Origin of the sequence: Lysinibacillus sp. FSL K6-1151, from assembly GCF_038630755.1 — a bacterium.
GTDB lineage: Bacteria > Bacillota > Bacilli > Bacillales_A > Planococcaceae > Lysinibacillus > Lysinibacillus fusiformis_D.
The window spans coordinates 4,441,985-4,462,367 of sequence record NZ_CP152040.1 but is presented as its reverse complement, the minus strand read 5'-3'; the positions used below and the strand labels follow the sequence as shown (position 1 = coordinate 4,462,367).

At 39.5% G+C, this 20,383-nt stretch carries 33 protein-coding genes and 1 pseudogene; all 34 read left to right on the top strand.

Translation table 11 applies throughout. The features are described from left to right. Window positions 1-120 precede the first annotated feature (120 nt). The 34 genes and pseudogenes from MHI04_RS21720 (at window position 121) to MHI04_RS21555 (ending at window position 20,358) form a co-directional block, all read left to right on the top strand. Complete coding sequence (locus MHI04_RS21720) at window positions 121-810, top strand: response regulator transcription factor (RefSeq protein ID WP_080717086.1); 690 nt, start codon at window positions 121-123, stop codon at window positions 808-810. 5 nt (window positions 811-815) lie between these two features. Then, the gene (locus tag MHI04_RS21715; protein ID WP_342535191.1) at window positions 816-1,832 is read left to right on the top strand and encodes a sensor histidine kinase; all 1,017 of its coding nucleotides are present in this window, start codon (window positions 816-818) and stop codon (window positions 1,830-1,832) included. Window positions 1,833-1,928: 96 nt separating this feature from the next. After that, window positions 1,929-2,690: an ABC transporter ATP-binding protein gene (locus tag MHI04_RS21710; protein ID WP_036123701.1), complete on the top strand. Its 762-nt coding sequence runs from the start codon at window positions 1,929-1,931 to the stop codon at window positions 2,688-2,690. After that, on the top strand, window positions 2,680-4,659 hold the full coding sequence (locus MHI04_RS21705; RefSeq protein WP_058845121.1) for an ABC transporter permease: 1,980 nt from the start codon (window positions 2,680-2,682) through the stop codon (window positions 4,657-4,659). The genes MHI04_RS21710 and MHI04_RS21705 overlap by 11 nt, the downstream gene beginning before the upstream one ends. 160 nt (window positions 4,660-4,819) lie before the next feature. Beyond that, window positions 4,820-6,130: a Na+/H+ antiporter NhaC family protein gene (locus MHI04_RS21700; RefSeq protein ID WP_271911880.1), complete on the top strand. Its 1,311-nt coding sequence runs from the start codon at window positions 4,820-4,822 to the stop codon at window positions 6,128-6,130. A gap of 350 nt (window positions 6,131-6,480) precedes the next feature. After that, entirely contained in the window at window positions 6,481-6,789 is a 309-nt protein-coding gene (rpsJ, locus tag MHI04_RS21695; RefSeq protein WP_004233624.1) for a 30S ribosomal protein S10, read from the top strand. A 46-nt stretch (window positions 6,790-6,835) separates the two neighbouring features. Then, window positions 6,836-7,465 (top strand): 50S ribosomal protein L3, encoded by a 630-nt coding sequence (rplC, locus tag MHI04_RS21690; RefSeq protein WP_036124665.1) that lies wholly within the window; start codon window positions 6,836-6,838, stop codon window positions 7,463-7,465. 26 nt (window positions 7,466-7,491) lie between these two features. Next, window positions 7,492-8,115 (top strand): 50S ribosomal protein L4, encoded by a 624-nt coding sequence (gene rplD, locus MHI04_RS21685; RefSeq protein WP_004233626.1) that lies wholly within the window; start codon window positions 7,492-7,494, stop codon window positions 8,113-8,115. Then, the gene (gene rplW, locus MHI04_RS21680; protein ID WP_036124663.1) at window positions 8,115-8,399 is read left to right on the top strand and encodes a 50S ribosomal protein L23; all 285 of its coding nucleotides are present in this window, start codon (window positions 8,115-8,117) and stop codon (window positions 8,397-8,399) included. Before rplD ends, rplW begins: the two co-directional genes overlap by 1 nt. A 48-nt stretch (window positions 8,400-8,447) precedes the next feature. Continuing rightward, entirely contained in the window at window positions 8,448-9,278 is an 831-nt protein-coding gene (gene rplB, locus MHI04_RS21675) for a 50S ribosomal protein L2 (protein WP_036124661.1), read from the top strand. Between the two features lie 60 nt (window positions 9,279-9,338). Beyond that, the gene (gene rpsS, locus MHI04_RS21670; protein ID WP_008181911.1) at window positions 9,339-9,617 is read left to right on the top strand and encodes a 30S ribosomal protein S19; all 279 of its coding nucleotides are present in this window, start codon (window positions 9,339-9,341) and stop codon (window positions 9,615-9,617) included. A 22-nt stretch (window positions 9,618-9,639) separates the two neighbouring features. Continuing rightward, complete coding sequence (gene rplV, locus MHI04_RS21665) at window positions 9,640-9,984, top strand: 50S ribosomal protein L22 (protein WP_004233639.1); 345 nt, start codon at window positions 9,640-9,642, stop codon at window positions 9,982-9,984. A gap of 3 nt (window positions 9,985-9,987) precedes the next feature. Then, window positions 9,988-10,641 (top strand): 30S ribosomal protein S3, encoded by a 654-nt coding sequence (rpsC, locus tag MHI04_RS21660; protein WP_025116438.1) that lies wholly within the window; start codon window positions 9,988-9,990, stop codon window positions 10,639-10,641. 1 nt (window position 10,642) lies between these two features. Beyond that, window positions 10,643-11,077, top strand: a complete 435-nt coding sequence (gene rplP, locus MHI04_RS21655) for a 50S ribosomal protein L16 (RefSeq protein WP_025116437.1) — start codon at window positions 10,643-10,645, stop codon at window positions 11,075-11,077. Further along, complete coding sequence (gene rpmC / locus MHI04_RS21650) at window positions 11,067-11,267, top strand: 50S ribosomal protein L29 (RefSeq protein WP_004233646.1); 201 nt, start codon at window positions 11,067-11,069, stop codon at window positions 11,265-11,267. Before rplP ends, rpmC begins: the two co-directional genes overlap by 11 nt. Window positions 11,268-11,285: 18 nt before the next feature. Beyond that, on the top strand, window positions 11,286-11,549 hold the full coding sequence (rpsQ, locus tag MHI04_RS21645; RefSeq protein ID WP_008181723.1) for a 30S ribosomal protein S17: 264 nt from the start codon (window positions 11,286-11,288) through the stop codon (window positions 11,547-11,549). Between the two features lie 42 nt (window positions 11,550-11,591). After that, window positions 11,592-11,960 (top strand): 50S ribosomal protein L14, encoded by a 369-nt coding sequence (gene rplN / locus MHI04_RS21640; protein ID WP_004233650.1) that lies wholly within the window; start codon window positions 11,592-11,594, stop codon window positions 11,958-11,960. 35 nt (window positions 11,961-11,995) lie between these two features. Next, complete coding sequence (gene rplX / locus MHI04_RS21635) at window positions 11,996-12,304, top strand: 50S ribosomal protein L24 (RefSeq protein ID WP_004233652.1); 309 nt, start codon at window positions 11,996-11,998, stop codon at window positions 12,302-12,304. A 29-nt stretch (window positions 12,305-12,333) separates the two neighbouring features. Next, window positions 12,334-12,873 (top strand): 50S ribosomal protein L5, encoded by a 540-nt coding sequence (rplE, locus tag MHI04_RS21630; protein WP_008181719.1) that lies wholly within the window; start codon window positions 12,334-12,336, stop codon window positions 12,871-12,873. Window positions 12,874-12,895: 22 nt separating this feature from the next. Next, window positions 12,896-13,081, top strand: coding sequence for a type Z 30S ribosomal protein S14 (locus MHI04_RS21625; protein ID WP_004233656.1), 186 nt, complete (start codon window positions 12,896-12,898; stop codon window positions 13,079-13,081). Window positions 13,082-13,110: 29 nt separating this feature from the next. After that, a complete protein-coding gene (gene rpsH, locus MHI04_RS21620) occupies window positions 13,111-13,509 on the top strand; it encodes a 30S ribosomal protein S8 (protein ID WP_008181717.1) in 399 nt (132 codons plus the stop codon). A gap of 30 nt (window positions 13,510-13,539) precedes the next feature. Next, window positions 13,540-14,079 (top strand): 50S ribosomal protein L6, encoded by a 540-nt coding sequence (gene rplF, locus MHI04_RS21615; protein WP_008181715.1) that lies wholly within the window; start codon window positions 13,540-13,542, stop codon window positions 14,077-14,079. A gap of 32 nt (window positions 14,080-14,111) precedes the next feature. Next, window positions 14,112-14,471 (top strand): 50S ribosomal protein L18, encoded by a 360-nt coding sequence (gene rplR / locus MHI04_RS21610; protein ID WP_036124657.1) that lies wholly within the window; start codon window positions 14,112-14,114, stop codon window positions 14,469-14,471. A gap of 21 nt (window positions 14,472-14,492) precedes the next feature. Then, window positions 14,493-14,996 (top strand): 30S ribosomal protein S5, encoded by a 504-nt coding sequence (gene rpsE / locus MHI04_RS21605; protein ID WP_008181711.1) that lies wholly within the window; start codon window positions 14,493-14,495, stop codon window positions 14,994-14,996. A 13-nt stretch (window positions 14,997-15,009) separates the two neighbouring features. After that, window positions 15,010-15,192 carry a 50S ribosomal protein L30 gene (rpmD, locus tag MHI04_RS21600; protein ID WP_004233668.1) on the top strand — a complete coding sequence of 61 codons (183 nt, stop codon included), beginning with the start codon at window positions 15,010-15,012 and terminating at the stop codon, window positions 15,190-15,192. Window positions 15,193-15,226: 34 nt separating this feature from the next. Then, window positions 15,227-15,667 carry a 50S ribosomal protein L15 gene (gene rplO, locus MHI04_RS21595; RefSeq protein ID WP_036129082.1) on the top strand — a complete coding sequence of 147 codons (441 nt, stop codon included), beginning with the start codon at window positions 15,227-15,229 and terminating at the stop codon, window positions 15,665-15,667. Continuing rightward, window positions 15,667-16,962: a preprotein translocase subunit SecY gene (secY, locus tag MHI04_RS21590; RefSeq protein WP_036129079.1), complete on the top strand. Its 1,296-nt coding sequence runs from the start codon at window positions 15,667-15,669 to the stop codon at window positions 16,960-16,962. The genes rplO and secY overlap by 1 nt, the downstream gene beginning before the upstream one ends. 70 nt (window positions 16,963-17,032) lie before the next feature. Continuing rightward, entirely contained in the window at window positions 17,033-17,686 is a 654-nt protein-coding gene (locus MHI04_RS21585) for an adenylate kinase (protein ID WP_330493772.1), read from the top strand. 252 nt (window positions 17,687-17,938) lie between these two features. Then, window positions 17,939-18,013, top strand: a pseudogene (locus MHI04_RS21580) (type I methionyl aminopeptidase); the annotation flags it as partial. An 86-nt stretch (window positions 18,014-18,099) separates the two neighbouring features. Then, complete coding sequence (gene infA, locus MHI04_RS21575; protein ID WP_004233690.1) at window positions 18,100-18,318, top strand: translation initiation factor IF-1; 219 nt, start codon at window positions 18,100-18,102, stop codon at window positions 18,316-18,318. 37 nt (window positions 18,319-18,355) lie between these two features. Further along, the gene (rpmJ, locus tag MHI04_RS21570) at window positions 18,356-18,469 is read left to right on the top strand and encodes a 50S ribosomal protein L36 (protein WP_000868344.1); all 114 of its coding nucleotides are present in this window, start codon (window positions 18,356-18,358) and stop codon (window positions 18,467-18,469) included. Window positions 18,470-18,493: 24 nt separating this feature from the next. Further along, complete coding sequence (rpsM, locus tag MHI04_RS21565; protein WP_004233729.1) at window positions 18,494-18,859, top strand: 30S ribosomal protein S13; 366 nt, start codon at window positions 18,494-18,496, stop codon at window positions 18,857-18,859. A gap of 25 nt (window positions 18,860-18,884) precedes the next feature. Then, window positions 18,885-19,274 (top strand): 30S ribosomal protein S11, encoded by a 390-nt coding sequence (rpsK, locus tag MHI04_RS21560; RefSeq protein WP_004233731.1) that lies wholly within the window; start codon window positions 18,885-18,887, stop codon window positions 19,272-19,274. A gap of 139 nt (window positions 19,275-19,413) precedes the next feature. After that, on the top strand, window positions 19,414-20,358 hold the full coding sequence (locus MHI04_RS21555; RefSeq protein WP_004233733.1) for a DNA-directed RNA polymerase subunit alpha: 945 nt from the start codon (window positions 19,414-19,416) through the stop codon (window positions 20,356-20,358). Window positions 20,359-20,383: the final 25 nt, after the last annotated feature.

Sequence of the window (20,383 nt, the reverse complement as noted above, 5' to 3'; positions counted from 1 at the left end):
GGACGCTTACAGATTGGTTTTTTGTGTTAAAATAAGGGAAATCAAATGATTTTAATTAGTGTATGTATACATAACAGCTAGCATGTCATCTAGGAGAAATAAAGAAAAGGGGAATTGAACATGGACATGAAAATCTTGCTCATTGAAGATGATCCATCCATTTTTAACATGATTCAAGAACGTTTTGCACATTGGTCATTACAAGTGGTTGGTCCTAAAAATTTTCAAAAGGTGATGGACAATTTTATAGAGGAGAAACCACATCTTGTGCTGATTGATATTCAATTACCTGCCTATGATGGCTTTCATTGGTGTCGAGAAATACGTCATTTATCCAAAGTACCCATCCTTTTTCTTTCGTCTCGAGATCATCCAATGGATATGGTGATGGCTATGCAAATGGGAGCAGATGATTTTATACAAAAGCCATTCCATATGGAAGTGCTACTCGCGAAAACACAGGCGATTTTACGAAGAACCTATGACTATGTTGAGGAGAAAATGGACGTTACTCGTTTTAATAATGCCGTTATTGATTATACAAGGAGTGAGATTGTGTTTAATGGGGCTACTGCTTCCTTAACGAAAAACGAGCTCTTCATTTTACGAATTTTAGTGGAACAGGTTAATCAGATTGTTTCAAGAGACGAATTAATGAGAAAGCTTTGGGATGATGAACGTTTTGTCAATGATAATACTTTGTCGGTAAATGTTAATCGATTACGTACAAAGCTAGAGGATATTGGTTTACCAGAAGTGATTCTAACTAAAAAAGGACTTGGATATATGGCAGTCAGCCAGAGGACGTGAAAAACATGCTATTATTATTTATAAGAGAACGCTTTGCATGGATTGGTTTTTTTATTTTCATTTTTACACTTCTAAATGTGCTATTTTCTTTAGATGTTGGTTTAAATAGTATTTCAATATGGTATGTAAACATTAGTTTGCTTGTTAGTTTTACACTCTTTTTTGTGTGGCGTTATGTCAATGAAGTTGGGAAATTAAAAGATTTCCTGGGAAATATGGACGACTACCTTGATGAAGCACATAAAAACAGACTAGTTTTAACTCCTTTTCAGGAAGCATGCTTTCAAAAAATAGAAAGTGTCTTTTCTGAGAAGAACATGGAGTTAAATCAAGCTAAAGTGCAACTACAAGAGTATTCAGATGAGCTGTTGGCTTGGGTTCATGAAGTAAAGGCCCCTTTAACAACGATTAATTTATTGTTAGAGCATATTGAGGATGTATCACTGCGCCGAAAATTAGAGAATGAATGGCTGAGACTACATCTTTTAGTCGATCAACAGCTACATCAAACAAGATTAGCCTCTATTGAAAAGGACAACTATTTAAATGAGGTCGAGCTGAAACCGATTGTCTATAAAGAAATCAGGGGTATGCAGGCTTGGTGTATTGAAAAAGGTATTGGCTTTGAAGTCGCTGAGCTTACAGATACGGTTCTGACTGATGGCAAGTGGCTAGCGTTTATTGTTCGGCAAATTCTCTCAAATGCCATAAAATATAGTCCAGTAAATTCTGAGGTCACAATTTTTACTGAACATGACCCAACAGGTGCGACATTATTACATATAAAAGATGTAGGTATAGGTATTCCTTTAGAGGATTTACCTCGAATTTTTCAAAAATCGTATACGGGAACAGCGGGAAGAGAATCCTCACAATCTACAGGAATGGGTCTTTATTTGGCATCCAATGCAGCCCGAAAAATCGGGATTCGCATCTATGTTCAATCGAATGTTGGAGACGGCTCATTATTTACACTGCGTTTTCCCTTACAAAATGAATATGTCAAACTAACAGGTAGATGACGAAATTGTCACCTACCTTTTTATATTGTCATGTAAAACGCACGAATGAATAGCTATGACAGGGTACACTTGGATTATAGAAAGGGGCGTTATCACGTGACAGTTTTAATTGGTCGTAAAATAAAGAAAGTATATGGCAAAAAATCAACGGCTCAAGAAGTGCTAAAGGGTATTGATTTAGAAGTAAATAAAGGTGAGTTTGTAGGCATTATGGGACCTTCAGGTTCAGGTAAAACAACACTTTTAAATGTCTTGTGTTCTATAGATTTCGCAACAGAAGGTGTAATTGAAATAAACGGTCATAATTTGCGTGATATGAAAGAAAAGGCATTAGCGAATTTTCGACGAGAGCAGCTAGGATTCATATTTCAAGATTATAATTTACTGGATACCCTCACAGTAAAGGAAAATATCCTTCTGCCATTAGCTATCAGTAAGTTACCAAAAGCTGTTGCGGAAAGCCGAGTGAAAGAGCTAACATCCCTATTGGGTATTACAGAAATTTTAAATAAATATCCCAATGAAATATCTGGTGGACAAAAGCAGCGTACCTCTGCTGCACGTGCACTTATTACGACCCCATCGTTGGTATTTGCAGATGAGCCTACTGGTGCATTGGATTCTAAATCGGCTACAGCCTTGCTCCAAAATCTCCAAAACATTAATGAGACGAAAGAAGCGACAATAATGATGGTTACACATGATGCAGTAGCTGCAAGCTTCTGCACACGTGTTTTATTTTTAAAGGATGGCCTGATCTATAGTGAACTTTATAAGGGTGATAAAACAAGGCAGGCATTTTTCCAAGAAATCATGCATACGCAAAGTGTGCTAGGCGGTGACGGGTATGAGTCTTAGTAAGCTAGTGATTAGAAGCATGAAGAAAAATATGAAGCACTACTATCTATATTTCTTTGCTCTTATTTTTAGTGTTACTTTGTATTTTTCCTTTGTTACATTGCAAAATAATTCTGAGGTATGGGATGCTGTTCAAATGAGTGGAACGGCTACGGCAGGATTTAAAGCAGCCACTTATATTCTCTATTTTATCGTTTTATTCTTCGTCCTATATGCAAATCATTTATTTATGAAACGTCGTAGTAAGGAAATAGGCTTGTACCAATTGATAGGCATGACAAAGGGGCTAATCGTGCGTTTACTAGCGATTGAAAACATTCTCTTATTTATTGGTGCTGTTATTCTAGGGATGCTGGTAGGTTTCTTTAGCTCACGCGTATTTGCTATGATTTTACTACGTGTCCTTGAAAAAGAAGCTCTTGTAACCATGACATTTAGTACACAGGCATTACAGCAGTCGATGATCGTGTTTGCTATTCTTTTGGTTATTGTTCTTGTACAGATGGCTTGGATGATTCATCGTGTTTCATTATTATCACTGTTTAGCGCGGCAAAACAAGCAGACGAGCGTGTGAGACGTTTTAGTGCATTACAAATGGCAATTGGCTTTATGGGTCTTGTGCTGATTGCTTACGGCTACTATGCGTCAACAAAGCTATTTGATATTGATTCAGCTGGTCATTTATTTATCAATATGATGATAATTTTAGCTACGACTATTGGTGGTACATTTCTTGTCTTTCGTTTCTCCGTAGCCTTTATTATGAATACTATTCGCTTGAAGAAAAAAGGGCATTTATCTATCAAGGATGTATTAGCATTAACACCGATTATGCATCGCATGAAGAGCAACGCAAAGTCATTAACACTTATCACTGTATTAACAGGTGTGTCTCTAGGTGTAACGACGCTATCCTATATCGCCTACTATTCCTCAGAGGCATCGGCTTATAGCCAAGTACCTGGTGATTTCATATTGCTAGAAGAGCAGGGTCAGACCTTCTTAGAGGAGTTAGAGAAAAATAACATTACGTATGATAAAGTAGATTATCGTTTACAAGGAGTAACAGCCTCTGTAGGTCAATTAATGTCTAAAAAGCAGCAGGACAATCCTTTATATGATATGGAAGGAACAATCTATACTATCCCGCTTTCTGATTATCAGCAAAGCGTTCCTGAAGCATCGCTATCAGGCAACGATGTTATCTTAACCAACTATGGCGGTTATATGGCTGAAATGTTTCCATTAGAAAAAGATCGTGATGTAGTGGTATCTGCAGGAGAGCTTGAAGAAACTTTCCATGTAGTAGATGTTCATGATAAAAGTGTTATAAGTGGTATTGTCACGGCTGGAGGTGGCGGACCTATCTTTGTTGTGACAGATGACATGTTTACAAGTTTAACTACGCAAGCAGCGCTTTATCCTTGGCATCAACAAACGACCATTACAATAACAGCAAAAGAAGAATTAGAAACAGCAGAGAAATTATATATTCAAACAAATGCAGGAGTTATTACGGCTGTAGAAGGTGATGGTAAGACACAGCAATATACACAATCTTCCTTTGAAGAAAAACGTAAAGATAATATTGAAACATTAGGTCTTACGATTTTTACAACAGCATTTTTAGGATTAGCATTTCTAATGACAACTGGTAGTATTCTATACTTTAAACAAATGTCTGAGGCAGAGGAAGAAAGAAGTTCCTATACAATACTCAGAAAAATTGGTTTTGCCGAGAAAGACATCATGAAAGGCATTTATATGAAACAGGCCTTTAATTTTGGTGTCCCATTAGTTATTGGATTATTGCATAGCTACTTTGCTGTTAAGTCAGGATGGTTCTTATTTGGTACAGAGTTAACGGCTCCCTTGTGGATTGCGATGTGCTGTTACGTAGCGTTATATACGATCTTTGGCATACTTTCGGTTGGCTATTATAAAAAAGTTGTTCGTGAATCGTTGTAACAATTAAATATGAAGAAACTCAAAAACAGTGTAATGATTAATCCTTTACACTGTTTTTTTATATAAACATATTGAAATTGTGAAAACTATTGACTTTCAAATATCAGAATAATAAAGTTTAACATGTTAGTAATTTAGTGTATGAAAGTGAAGTGTAACAATGAATGCAGTAATTGCGGCGGTAGCCGTTATGTTGATATTAAGCTTGCTTCGCATCAATGTCGTTCTTTCCTTAGTACTAGGAGCTTTTGTAGGTGGTCTTACAAGTGGAATGGGCATTGAGGCAACAGTACAATCATTTACAGAAGGGTTAGGCGCAGGGGCCACTATTGCATTGAGTTATGGTCTCCTTGGTGGCTTTGCTATTGCTATTGCCAAAACTGGAATACCAAAATTGATGATTGCAGGGATGTTAAAAATTTTAAATGGCGAAAGTAATAGAAAAGGCTTAGTGAAGGTTTTAATTTTTTTCCTTATTTTCGTGATGTCTATTTTATCTCAAAATGTTATTCCTATTCATATTGCCTTCATTCCATTATTGATTCCTCCTATTTTAAAAATATTAAATATGTTGGAGGTTGATCGACGTATCATTGCGGTCCTAATTGCAGTAGGCTTAATCGGTACTTATAGTTTCGTGCCAGCTGGTTTCGGAGCCATTTTTCAAGATATCGTTGCTACACAAGTGTCAGAGGCTGGAATGGCTGTATCTTCACGTGATGTACCGGTAGCAATGGCGATTCCGGTGCTAGGAATGCTGATTGGGCTGCTTGTCGCCTTTGTTGTATACCGCAAGCCAAGACACTATAAGCACAATGAAGTAGAGACGGAATCTTTAAACGTGAACGTCAGTAAGTTTGTGATGTTTTCTACAGCTCTTGCATTAGTCGCATCACTTTGTGCTCAAGTATTAACAGATTCAATGATTGTCGGTTCGTTTACAGGGATTATGTTGATGTATTTTACAGGTGCACTTAAATGGAAAGAGGCAGATGACATTCTCTCTGAAGGGATGAAGATGATGGCCTTTATTGGCTTTGTCATGATTGCGGCCAATGGCTTCGCAGCCGTTATTAATGCTACTGGGGATGTGGATAGCTTAATTACAAGCTCAATCGCTGTGCTGAAAGGTAATAGAAGTCTCGCTGTCTTTATCATGCTAGTCATTGGATTAGTTGTGACGATGGGTATTGGTTCATCTTTTGCTACAGTACCTATTATTGCTACGTTATTTGTTCCTCTTGCACAAGGGTTGGGATTGAGTCCATTAGCGATTCTTTGTTTAATTGGTACAGCAGGTGCTTTAGGCGATGCAGGCTCTCCAGCTTCAGATTCTACGTTAGGACCAACAGCAGGCTTAAATGTAGATGGACAACATCATCATATTTGGGATACTTGTGTACCGACATTTGTTTTTATTAATATCCCTTTGATCCTGTTTGGTTGGATGGCATGTGTATTCTTTCTATAGATAAGAAGTAGTTTCTTATCTATAGAAACTACTTTCTTAAAGAATTGTTTGAAAAGTACGGAAATGTTGATATGACAACCTTAACTATTGCAATATGTAATAAAATTTTATATACTAATAAACGGCTTAATAAAGCGAAGAAGTAGTAGTACTAAGAATATCTACAACATTTAAAAGAATTTAGCGAAAAGACTTGCTTATTCTTTTTTTATTGTATATAATGTTGAATGTTGGTCTTTGACTGCGATGAAGCGAGAGGTTGCCGACACACCCGGCCGCTTTGCCATGGCGGTGTGTGGGAAAATTTTCGTGGAGAATGTCTAGAAAATAGGCGAGAAGGAGGGAAAATAATGGCAAAACAAAAGATTCGTATTCGTTTAAAAGCGTATGATCACCGTATTTTAGATCAGTCTGCTGAGAAAATTGTGGAAACTGCAAAACGTTCAGGTGCAAGTGTATCAGGTCCGATTCCACTTCCAACTGAGAAGTCTGTGTACACAATTCTTCGTGCGGTTCACAAGTACAAAGATTCTCGTGAACAATTCGAGATGCGTACGCATAAACGTCTGATCGATATCGTTAACCCAACACCACAAACTGTTGATGCGTTAATGAAACTTGATTTACCATCTGGCGTTGATATCGAAATCAAACTTTAATGGTAAAAATAATATAACTTTTCAAAACTTACAGGAGGTGTGACAAATGGCTAAAGGAATCTTAGGTAGAAAAATTGGTATGACACAAGTTTTCGCTGAAAACGGAGATTTAATCCCGGTAACAGTTATCGAAGCTGCGCCAAACGTAGTTCTTCAAAAGAAAACTGTTGAAACAGACGGCTACGAAGCAATTCAAGTTGGTTTCGAAGACAAGCGCGTTAAGCTTTCTAACAAACCTGAACAAGGTCACGTAGCAAAAGCGAACACTGCTCCTAAGCGCTTCATTCGTGAATTCCGCAACGTGAACGTTGGAGAATACGAAGTTGGTCAAGAAGTCAAAGTAGAAATTTTCGCAGAAGGCGATGTAATTGATGTAACAGGTGTTACTAAAGGTAAAGGTTTCCAAGGTGTTATTAAACGCCACGGACAATCTCGTGGTCCTATGGCCCACGGTTCTCGTTACCACCGTCGTCCTGGTTCAATGGGTCCAGTTGCTCCGAACCGCGTATTTAAACAAAAGAAATTACCTGGTCAAATGGGTGGCAATGTAGTTACAATCCAAAACTTAGAAATCGTGAAAGTTGATGCTGATCGTAACTTACTACTTGTTAAAGGTAATGTTCCTGGTTCTAAAAAAGCTCTAGTTACAGTAAAAACTGCAATTAAAGCTAAGTAATCACTTCAAGAAAGGAGGAAACAGGAATGACAAAAGTATCTGTACTTAGTCAAACAGGTGCTTCAGTTGGTGAAATCGAATTAAACGATGCGATCTTCGGAATCGAGCCAAATGAAGCAGTATTATTCGACGCAGTAGTAGCTCAACGTGCTTCTCTTCGTCAAGGTAATCACAAGGTTAAAAACCGTTCTGAGGTTGCTGGTGGTGGTCGTAAACCATGGCGTCAAAAAGGAACTGGTCGTGCTCGTCAAGGTTCTATCCGTTCTCCACAATGGCGCGGCGGTGGTATCGTATTCGGTCCTACTCCACGTAGCTATTCTTATAAATTACCTAAAAAAGTTCGCCGCTTAGCTCTTAAATCTGCTTTATCAGCTAAAGTAGTAGAACAAAACTTCTTAGTTCTTGATGCTCTAACTCTAGCAGCACCAAAAACAAAAGAATTCACAAAAATTCTTAAAGATCTTTCTTTAGAGAAAAAATCTTTATTCGTAACTGCTGACCTAGATGAAAACGTAGCATTATCTGCTCGTAACATCCCAGGTGTAACAGTTTTAACTGCAAATGGAATCAACGTTCTTGATCTATTAGGTCACGACAAAGTTGTATTCACTAAATCTGCAGTAGAAAAAGTTGAGGAGGTGCTTGGATAATGGAAGCACGTGATATTTTAAAACGTCCGGTCATTACTGAGCGTTCTTCAGAACTTATGGCAGAGAAAAAGTATACTTTCGAAGTAGACACTCGCGCTAACAAAACTCAAGTAAAAGACGCTGTAGAAGAAATCTTTGGCGTAAAAGTTGAGAAAGTAAACGTTCTTAACTACAAAGGTAAATTCAAGCGTGTTGGCCGTTACGGTGGTTACACTAACAAACGTCGTAAAGCGATTGTTAAATTAACTGCTGATAGCAAAGAAATTGAATTATTCGAAGTGTAATCCTTAATGGATTTATGATTTGAACACTCAAGAAGGAGGGAAAACACAATGGCGATTAAAAAGTATAAACCTACCTCTAATGGTCGTCGTAACATGACGTCATTAGACTTTGCGGAAATTACAACTAACAAGCCTGAGAAATCATTGCTTGAACCAACTAAACGCAAAGCTGGTCGTAACAACCAAGGTAAAATCACTGTTCGTCATCATGGTGGTGGTCATAAGAAGCAATACCGTGTTATCGATTTCAAACGTGTTAAAGATGGCATTCCGGCAAAAGTTGCTACTATTGAATATGATCCAAACCGTTCTGCGAATATCGCATTAATCAACTACGCTGATGGAGCAAAAGCTTACATCTTAGCACCAAAAGGTCTAGAGGTTGGTCAAACAATCGTTTCTGGTCCAGATGCTGATATTAAAGTAGGTAATGCATTACCATTAGCAAACATTCCAATGGGTACTACAATCCATAACATCGAGTTAAAACCTGGAAAAGGTGGACAATTAGTACGTTCTGCTGGTACTTCTGCTCAAGTACTTGGTCGTGAAGATAAGTACGTAATCGTTCGTCTTCAATCTGGTGAAGTACGTTTAGTGTTAGCTACTTGCCGCGCTACAATCGGTCAAGTTGGTAACGAACAACACGAACTTGTACACATCGGTAAAGCAGGTCGTAGCCGTTGGTTAGGTAAACGCCCAGAAGTTCGTGGTTCTGTAATGAACCCTAACGATCACCCACACGGTGGTGGTGAAGGACGTTCTCCAATCGGACGTAAATCACCAATGACTCCTTGGGGTAAACCAGCACTTGGTTACAAAACTCGTAAGAAGAAAAACAAATCGGATAAATTTATCATCCGTAGTCGTAAAAAATAAAGTGGTTAAACTACGGTTCTATGTGAGAGCCGTGGTGGAATCACGGAGGGAGGTTCCTACATGGGTCGCAGCTTGAAAAAAGGACCTTTTGTTGATGACCACTTAATGAAAAAAGTGGAAGTACAAGAGGCTTCTGAGAAAAAACAAGTTATCAAAACTTGGTCACGCCGTTCTACAATCTTCCCGAACTTCATCGGTTTAACGATTGCTGTATATGATGGACGTAAACATGTTCCTGTATACGTAACAGAAGATATGGTAGGCCATAAACTTGGTGAGTTCGCACCGACACGTACTTACAAAGGTCACGGTGCAGACGACAAGAAAACAAGACGCTAATTTTGAGAGGAGGTAAATCCTAATGACACAAGCTAAAGCTATCGCTCGCACAGTACGTATTGCTCCTCGTAAAGTACGTCTAGTTGTAGACTTAATCCGAGGTAAGCAAGTTGGTGAAGCAGTTGCAATTTTACGTCATACTCCAAAAGCGGCGTCTCCAGTCGTTGAGAAAGTATTAAAATCTGCAGTTGCTAATGCTGAGCACAACTACGATCTTGACATCAACTCTTTAGTAGTTTCTGAAGTGTTCGTTGATGAAGGTCCAACTTTAAAACGTTTCCGTCCACGTGCGCAAGGACGTGCAAGCGCAATTAACAAACGCACAAGCCACATCACTCTAGTGGTATCTGAGAAGAAGGAGGGTTAATCCGTGGGTCAAAAAGTACATCCAATAGGACTGCGCGTTGGTATTATTCGTGACTGGGAGTCAAAATGGTACGCTGAAAAAGACTATGCAACTCTACTTCACGAAGACATCAAAGTGCGTAAATATATTGAAACGGCTCTTAAAGACGCTTCTGTTTCTAAAGTAGAAATCGAACGTGCTGCAAACCGTGTAAACATTACAATTCACACTGCGAAACCAGGTATGGTAATCGGTAAAGGTGGTACTGAAGTTGAAAACCTTCGTAAATACCTTAGCGAGTTAACTGGTAAACGCGTACACATCAACATCATTGAAATTAAACGTGCAGATCTTGACGCTCGTCTAGTAGCTGAAAACATCGCTCGTCAATTAGAAAACCGTGTATCATTCCGTCGTGCGCAAAAGCAAGCGATCCAACGCACAATCCGTGCTGGTGCAAAAGGAATTAAAACACAAGTATCTGGTCGTTTAGGTGGCGCTGATATCGCGCGTGCTGAACACTATAGTGAAGGAACTGTTCCACTTCATACTCTACGTGCTGACATTGACTATGCACACGCAGAAGCTGACACTACTTACGGTAAATTAGGCGTTAAAGTATGGATCTACCGTGGTGAAGTTCTTCCTACGAAGAAATCTGTGGAAGGAGGCAAATAATATGTTATTGCCTAAACGCGTAAAATACCGTCGTGAACACCGCGGCAACATGCGTGGCGAAGCGAAAGGCGGCAAAGAAGTATCATTCGGCGAGTGGGGCTTACAAGCTCAAACTGCTAGCTGGATTACTAACCGTCAAATCGAATCTGCACGTATCGCGATGACTCGTTACATGAAACGTGGCGGTAAAGTTTGGATTAAAATCTTCCCACACAAACCTTACACTAAAAAACCTCTAGAAGTCCGCATGGGTTCTGGTAAAGGTTCTCCTGAAGGTTGGGTAGCAGTAGTAAAACCAGGAAAAATTATGTTCGAAATTGCTGGTGTATCTGAAGAGATTGCACGTGAAGCACTTCGTTTAGCATCACATAAGCTTCCTGTTAAATGTAAGATCGTAAAACGTCAAGAAACTGGTGGTGAATCTAATGAAAGCTAATGAAATCCGTGACCTTGCCACTTCTGAAATTGAATTAAAAGTGAAATCACTGAAAGAAGAGCTTTTCAACCTTCGCTTCCAATTGGCGACTGGTCAATTAGAAAACACAGCTCGTATTCGTGAAGTGCGTAAAGCAATCGCGCGTATGAAAACTGTTATTCGTGAAAGAGAAATCAGTGCAAATAACTGATAAAGGAGGTTTTCAAGTATGACTGAGCGTAATCAACGCAAAGTTTACACGGGCCGCGTTGTTTCAGATAAAATGGACAAAACTGTTACTGTTTTAGTTGAAACTCACAAAAAGCACAAGCTTTACGGTAAACGTGTAAAATACTCTAAAAAGTTTAAAGCTCATGATGAGCAAAACCAAGCGAAAATCGGTGATATCGTACGTATCATGGAGACTCGCCCGCTATCAGCTACTAAACGTTTCCGTCTAGTTGAAGTTGTAGAAAAAGCGGTTATTATTTAATAACTATTTCGGAACAACCATTTCCGAAGGGAGGTAACCTAAGTGATCCAACAAGAAAGTCGTATGAAAGTTGCTGACAACTCAGGTGCACGTGAAGTTCTTACAATTAAAGTGCTTGGTGGCTCTGGCCGTAAAACTGCTAACATCGGTGATATCGTTGTTTGTACAGTTAAGAAAGCAACACCAGGTGGCGTTGTCAAGAAGGGTGACGTTGTTAAAGCTGTTATCGTTCGTACTAAATCAGGCGTACGTCGTAAAGACGGTACGTACATCAAATTTGATGAAAATGCTTGTGTAATTATTCGTGATGATAAATCACCACGCGGAACTCGTATTTTCGGACCTGTTGCACGTGAATTACGTGACAGCAACTTCATGAAAATCGTTTCTCTAGCTCCAGAAGTTCTTTAATTTCATGATAGTGCCAATCAAGGAGGTGCGACAGCATGCATGTAAAAAAAGGTGACAAGGTTAAGGTTATCACTGGTAAGGACAAAGGCAAAGAAGGAGTAATCCTAGCTGCTTTCCCTAAACAAGACCGCGTTCTTGTTGAAGGCGTTAATATCGTGAAAAAGCACGTTAAACCTAACCAATTGAATCCACAAGGTGGGATTGTAAGCCAAGAGGCTGCAATTCACGTTTCGAACGTAATGCTAATCGATCCTAAATCTGGCGAGCCGACTCGTGTAGGTTATAAAATCGAAAACGGTAAAAAAGTTCGTGTTGCAAAAAAATCAGGTGCAGTAATCGACTAACTAGTAAATAAAAGAAGGGAGGTACACACATGAGCCGCCTAAAAGAAAAATATTTAAATGAAGTTTCTCCTGCTCTTATGAGCAAGTTTGGATATAAATCAGTTATGCAGTTGCCGAAAGTTGACAAAATCGTTATCAACATGGGTGTTGGTGATGCTGTTCAAAACTCTAAAGCATTAGATGCAGCTGTAGAAGAATTAACAATTATCACTGGTCAAAAACCAGTTGTAACTAAAGCGAAAAAATCGATCGCAGGTTTCCGTTTACGTGAAGGTATGCCAATCGGTGCTAAAGTTACATTACGCGGTGAGCGTATGTATGAATTCTTGGACAAATTAATCTCAATCTCACTTCCTCGTGTACGTGACTTCCGTGGTGTTTCTAAAAAAGCATTCGATGGTCGCGGTAACTACACTCTAGGTGTTAAAGAGCAACTAATTTTCCCAGAAATCGATTACGATAAAGTTTCAAAAGTACGCGGTATGGACATCGTGATCGTAACGACAGCGAACTCTGACGAAGAAGCTCGCGAGTTATTGACACAATTCGGTATGCCGTTCCAAAAGTAATTTAAACAAGGAGGGCGAAAACGTGGCTAAAAAATCTATGATCGTTAAACAACAACGTAAGCAAAAGTTTAAAGTGCAAGAATATACACGTTGTGAACGCTGTGGCCGTCCACACTCTGTATATCGCAAATTCAAACTTTGCCGTATTTGTTTCCGAGAACTTGCATATAAGGGACAAATTCCTGGCGTGAAAAAAGCCAGCTGGTAATCCCCTAATTTGGGAAGGAGGTAAATGTAATGACAATGACTGATCCGATTGCAGATATGCTTACTCGCATTCGTAATGCGAACATGGTTCGTCACGAGAAGTTAGAAGTACCAGCTTCCAACGTGAAAAAAGAAATCGCTGAAATTTTAAAGCGTGAAGGTTTCGTACGTGACGTAGAATACGTGGAAGACAACAAGCAAGGTATTATCCGTATCTTCTTAAAATACGGTAAAGATAACGAGCGTGTTATCACTGGCTTAAAACGTATTTCTAAACCTGGTCTACGTGTATATGCTAAAACAAATGAAGTGCCTAAAGTACTGAACGGTCTTGGTATCGCTTTAGTGTCAACTTCACAAGGTTTATTAACAGATAAAGAAGCTCGCGCTAAACAAGTTGGCGGCGAAGTTCTAGCATACGTTTGGTAATTAGCAATAAATGAATGGAGGTGCAACTAAATGTCTCGTGTAGGTAAAAAAATTATCGAGGTACCAGCTAACGTAACTGTTACTGTTGCAGCTGACAACACTGTTACTGTTAAAGGTCCTAAAGGCGAACTTGTTCGTTCTTTCCACCAAGATATGAAAATTGAGCAAGAGGGTAACGTAATCTCTGTATCACGTCCTTCTGAATCAAAAGAACACCGCACAAACCACGGTACTACTCGTGCGCTTCTAGCGAACATGGTTACTGGTGTTTCTGCAGGTTTCGAAAAAGCTTTAGAACTTATCGGTGTTGGTTACCGTGCGCAATTACAAGGCAAAAAACTTGTACTTAACGTAGGTTACTCTCATCCAGTAGAGTTCACACCTGAAGATGGTCTTGAAATTGAAGTTCCTTCTAACACTAAAATCATCATTAAAGGTATTAGCAAAGAGCGCGTTGGTGCTCTTGCATCTAACATTCGTGACGTTCGTCCACCAGAGCCATATAAAGGTAAAGGTATCCGTTACGAAGGCGAATACGTTCGTCGTAAAGAAGGTAAAACAGGTAAATAATGCTGCCTAAGCATTAGAAAGGAGTGACCCTTGTGATTACGAAACAGGATAAAAATCAAGTTCGTAAAAAACGTCATGCGCGAGTTCGTTCTAAAATTTCGGGTACTGCTGAGCGTCCACGCTTAAATGTATTCCGTTCTAACAAGAACATCTACGCTCAACTTATCGATGACGTAGCAGGCGTAACAATTGTTAGCGCATCTTCTCAAGAAAAAGATTTTGAAGGCACTGGTAGCAATGTTGCAACTGCATCAAAAATCGGTGAAACAATCGCGAAACGCGCTGCGGAAAAAAATATTACTGCTGTAGTTTTTGACCGTGGTGGTTACTTATATCATGGACGCGTGAAAGCTTTAGCTGAAGCTGCACGTGAGAATGGTTTAGAATTTTAATAAGAAGGAGGGACACATTTCATGAGTCGAATTGACGCAAACAAACTTGGAGAACTTGAAGAACGCGTAGTTACTATTAACCGTGTTGCTAAAGTTGTTAAAGGTGGACGTCGCTTCCGCTTCACAGCACTAGTTGTTGTTGGCGATAGAAACGGTCATGTAGGTTTCGGTACTGGTAAAGCTCAAGAGGTTCCAGATGCTATCCGTAAAGCTGTTGAAGATGCGAAGAAAAACTTAGTAGAAGTGCCACGTGTTGGTGGAACAACTCCACACTTAGTGCTTGGTCGCTTCGGTGCAGGAGAAATCTTAATTAAACCTGCTGCTCCTGGTACAGGAGTTATCGCTGGTGGTCCAGTACGTGCTGTACTAGAACTTGCTGGTATTACTGATATTCTTTCAAAATCTCTTGGATCTAACACACCAATCAACATGGTGCGTGCAACTGTTCAAGGTTTAACTGAATTAAAACGCGTAGAGGACGTAGCTAAATTACGTGGTAAATCAGTGGAAGAAATATTAGGATAAGGGGGGAAAGATAATGGCTAACAAATTAGAAATCACCCTTACTAAATCTGTGATTGGTACTAAACCTGCACAACGCAAAACTGTTGAAGCTTTAGGTTTACGTAAATTACACCAAACTGTAGAGAAAGCTGATAATGCAGCTACTCGCGGTATGCTTGATAAAGTAGCACACTTAGTTACTGTAAAAGAAATTTAATTTTCAATAATTGAACAAGGAGGTGCCACCCACTATGAAACTGCATGAGTTAAAACCAGCAGAAGGTTCTCGTAAGCAACGCAATCGCGTTGGTCGTGGTATCGGTTCTGGTAACGGTAAAACAGCAGGTAAAGGTCATAAAGGTCAAAACGCTCGTTCTGGTGGCGGTGTACGCCCAGGATTTGAGGGCGGTCAAAACCCATTATTCCGTCGTTTACCAAAACGTGGATTTACGAACATTAATCGTAAAGAATACGCGATTGTTAACCTTGATGCTTTAAACCGTTTCGAAGACGGTGCAGAAGTTACTGCTGCATTATTACTTGAAACTGGTATAGTGAGCAACGAGAAAGCTGGAATTAAAGTTCTTGGCAACGGAGCTCTTAATAAAAAGCTTACTGTTAAAGCTCATAAATTCTCAGCTTCAGCGAAAGAAGCAATCGAGAATGCCGGCGGAACTACTGAGGTGATTTAATGTTTCAGACAATCTCTAACTTTATGCGTGTTCGAGATATAAGAAATAAAATCATTTTCACACTTTTAATGTTAATCGTTTTTCGTATTGGAACTTTCATTCCAGTACCAAACGTTGACGCTGATGTATTAAAGGCAACTGATGAGTTTAACCTCGTTGGTTTCCTGAATACTTTTGGCGGTGGTGCTTTAAAGAACTTCTCCATCTTCGCGATGGGAATTATGCCTTACATCACAGCCTCAATCATTGTTCAGTTATTGCAAATGGACGTAGTACCGAAATTTGCTGAGTGGGCAAAGCAAGGTGAAGTCGGAAGACGTAAACTTGCACAATTTACTCGCTACTTTACTATTATTCTTGCTTTTATCCAATCATTCGCAATGTCATTCGGTTTTAATAGAATGTATGGTGGATCTTTGATTAAAGAAGAGGGCGTTCTAACTTATGTTACAATTGCTATAGTATTGACAGCGGGAACAGCATTCCTAGTATGGCTTGCTGAGCAAATTACTGCTCACGGTGTTGGTAATGGTATTTCTGTTGTCATTTTCGCAGGTATCGTTGCAGCATTGCCTACAGGGATCAACCAAATTTTCGCACAGCAAATCGAGGGTGCTGGAGATAAATTATTTATCAACATCATTGTCCTTGCATTGCTTGTATTAATTTTATTAGCAGTTGTAGTTGGGGTTATATACGTGCAACAAGCACTTCGTAAAATTCCAATTCAATATGCGAAACGAGTTACTGGACGTAGTCAGCAAACTGGTGGTCAACAAACGCATCTACCGTTAAAAGTAAATGCTGCAGGGGTTATTCCGGTAATCTTTTCAGTAGCGTTTCTTGTAACACCTCAAACGCTTGCTGTGTTCTTTGGTGAAAATAGTGTTACAAATTGGATTACGAAAAATCTGCAGTATACGCAGCCTATCGGTATGACAATTTATATTATTTTGATCGTCGCGTTCACATATTTCTATGCATTCGTTCAAGTGAATCCAGAAAATGTGGCAGACAACTTGAAAAAACAAGGTGCTTACATTCCAGGTATTCGTCCTGGTGAAAACACTCAAACGTATTTAACAAGCGTGTTATATCGTCTAACTTTTGTTGGTGCGATATTCTTAACTGTTATTGCTGTAATGCCGATTTTATTCATTAATTTTATGAATTTACCTGCCTCAGTGCAGATCGGTGGTACTAGTATTATTATCGTAGTCGGTGTAGCGCTGGAAACGATGAAGCAGCTAGAATCTCAACTTGTTAAACGTCACTACAAAGGCTTTATGAAATAATGTTGGTTTTTAGGGAACGTTCCATCGTTTCCTTAAATCAGCAAACCTTTTGTGGGAGGAATATTTCCTAATGAATATCGTTTTAATGGGTCTGCCAGGTGCTGGTAAAGGTACTCAGGCAGATAAAATTGTTGAGAAGTACGCGATTCCTCATATTTCTACAGGCGATATGTTCCGTGCTGCAATTAAAGAAGGTACTGAACTAGGCTTACAAGCGAAATCGTTTATGGATCAAGGTGCACTAGTACCTGATGAAGTAACGATTGGTATTGTTCGTGAGCGACTGGCTAAACCTGATTGTGAAAAGGGCTTCTTATTAGATGGATTCCCACGTACTGTTCCTCAAGCTGAAGCATTGGATAGCATTCTTGCTGATCTAGGTAAAGCGATTGAGCATACATTAAACATTCAAGTTGAAAAGGATGAGTTAATTGCTCGTCTTTCAGGTCGACGTATTTGTAAAACTTGTGGTACATCATATCATTTAATTTTCAATCCTCCTAAGGTGGAAGGAAAATGTGATAAAGATGGTGGCGAGCTTTATACACGTGCAGATGATAATCCTGAAACGGTTGCAAACCGTCTGGAAGTAAATATGAATCAAGCACAACCTCTACTTGATTTCTATCAAGCTAAAGGTGTGTTAACTAACATTGATGGACAGCAAGATATTAACAAAGTGTTTGCTGATCTTGATGCTCTATTACAGGGCAGCCGCAGCTGATACCCGGCTCCGGGCGCAGAGTACTGCTTCCGCGGGAGGCATGCGGGAGCAACAACGAAACATAATTTTTTTGAGAGTTGCAAAAGCATATTGTGCCCGGTATATATTTCTTCTAAAGAGTGCAACATACCTTTTGGAGGAGTATAATGGGTTTCGTGGAAGCATCTGTGTAACGGGTATGAATATCTCATCAAAGACATTCCGGTATTCGTGTAAACATGGGAGGTTCAGTGCCCTTATTGGTTCTGTAAATTCCGTGGATTGTGTGAAGCGAAACCAGACGAGCGTCTTTCAAACATCTCTCATACAATCCAAACATATGTTGAAACGAGGTTGCTTCTAAAGTTGCAGCAGATATCCGTTTGATGTAACGATGAGAACTTTAATTTGCATATAGAGAGGAGACAGAGTAGATGGCGAAAGATGATGTAATTGAAGTCGAAGGGACAGTTGTTGAGACTTTGCCAAACGCGATGTTTAAGGTAGAATTAGAAAATGGACATGTGATTCTAGCACACGTATCTGGTAAGATTCGTATGCACTTTATCCGTATTCTACCTGGAGATAAGGTTACTATCGAGTTATCTCCTTATGATTTAACTCGCGGTCGTATCACATACCGTTTTAAATAATCTTTTGCGCTCCGGACTACTAAGGAGGTTAGGTTAGATGAAAGTGAGACCATCTGTGAAACCGATCTGCGAAAAATGTAAAGTAATTCGCCGACGCGGTAAAGTAATGGTAATCTGTGAAAATCCTAAACATAAACAAAAACAAGGTTAATTCTAAAGGAGGTGCACAACGTACATGGCACGTATTGCTGGTGTTGATATTCCTCGCGACAAACGCGTGGTAATTTCATTAACGTACATTTTCGGTATTGGTAAAACTACAGCTCAGAAAGTACTAGCTGATGCAGGTATTTCAGAAGATACACGCGTACGCGACTTAACTGAAGATGAGTTAAACAAAATCCGTGAACAATTAGATTCATACAAACTTGAAGGTGACTTACGTCGCGAAACTTCATTAAATATTAAACGTCTGATGGAAATCGGTTCATTCCGTGGTATCCGTCACCGTCGTGGCTTACCTGTTCGTGGTCAAAATACGAAGAACAATGCGCGTACGCGTAAAGGTCCTCGTAAAACTGTTGCGAACAAGAAAAAATAATTGGTAAAGGAGGTTCCTTCTTAACATGGCTCGTAAACAACAAACTCGTAAACGTCGTGTGAAAAAGAATATCGAATCTGGTATTGCACACATTCGTTCTACATTTAACAATACAATTGTAACGATTACAGATATGCAAGGTAACGCTGTATCTTGGTCAAGTGCTGGTGCTCTTGGTTTCCGTGGTTCACGTAAATCTACACCATTCGCTGCTCAAATGGCTGCAGAAACTGCTGCTAAAACATCCCTTGAACATGGTCTGAAAACGTTGGAAGTAACTGTTAAAGGTCCTGGTGCTGGTCGTGAAGCTGCTATTCGTGCACTTCAAGCTGCTGGTTTAGAAGTAACTGCTATTAAAGACGTTACTCCAGTTCCTCATAATGGTTGCCGTCCGCCAAAACGTCGTCGCGTGTAATGGGTGCGTCTCATATTGTATGAGAACATCATTTTTTGTACAGACTGTCTTGTGCAGATAATAAACGATACGTCATTGACGATCGAATCTATGATGGAAAGAACCTATACATTCGATGTTTTGAAGGAGGGTAAATAAAATGATCGAAATTGAAAAACCAAAGATTGAAACGGTGGAGATCAGCGAAGATTCCAAATATGGAAAGTTTGTTGTAGAACCGCTTGAACGCGGATATGGAAACACTTTGGGTAATTCTTTACGTCGTATCCTTCTGTCTTCATTACCAGGAGCTGCTGTCACTTCAATTCAAATTGATGGTGTTCTTCACGAATTCTCGACTGTAGAAGGCGTAGTAGAAGATGTAGCTTCAATCATTTTGAACGTGAAAAAACTAGCTCTTAAAATCTACTCTGACGAAGAAAAAGTTATTGAGATTGATGTAAAAGGCGATGGTACAGTTACGGCTGCTGACATTACACATGACAGTGACGTAGAAATTTTAAACCCAGATCTATATATTGCAACAATCGCTAAAAACGGTCATTTACGTATGCGTATGTATGCACAACGCGGCCGTGGTTACACTCCTGCTGATCAAAACAAACGTGAGGATCTTCCTATCGGCGTGATCCCGATCGACTCTATTTACACTCCAGTATCACGCGTCAATTTCCAAGTGGAAAATACTCGTGTAGGTCAGTCTTCTGACTACGACAAACTTTCTCTTGATGTGTGGACAGATGGTAGCATCGGTCCGAAAGAGGCGATTTCGCTCGGAGCAAAAATTTTAACCGAGCATCTTAACATCTTCGTTGGCATGACGGATGAGGCACAGACTGCTGAAATCATGGTCGAAAAAGAAGAAGATCAAAAAGAAAAAGTTTTAGAGATGACTATCGAAGAACTTGATCTTTCTGTTCGTTCTTATAACTGTTTAAAACGCGCTGGTATTAATACAGTACTAGAACTTGCGAATAAATCAGAAGACGATATGATGAAAGTTCGTAACCTTGGACGTAAGTCACTAGAAGAAGTAAAAGCGAAGTTAGAAGAGCTTGGTTTAGGATTACGCAAAGAAGACTAAGCGATTTAAACAACACTAATAAGAT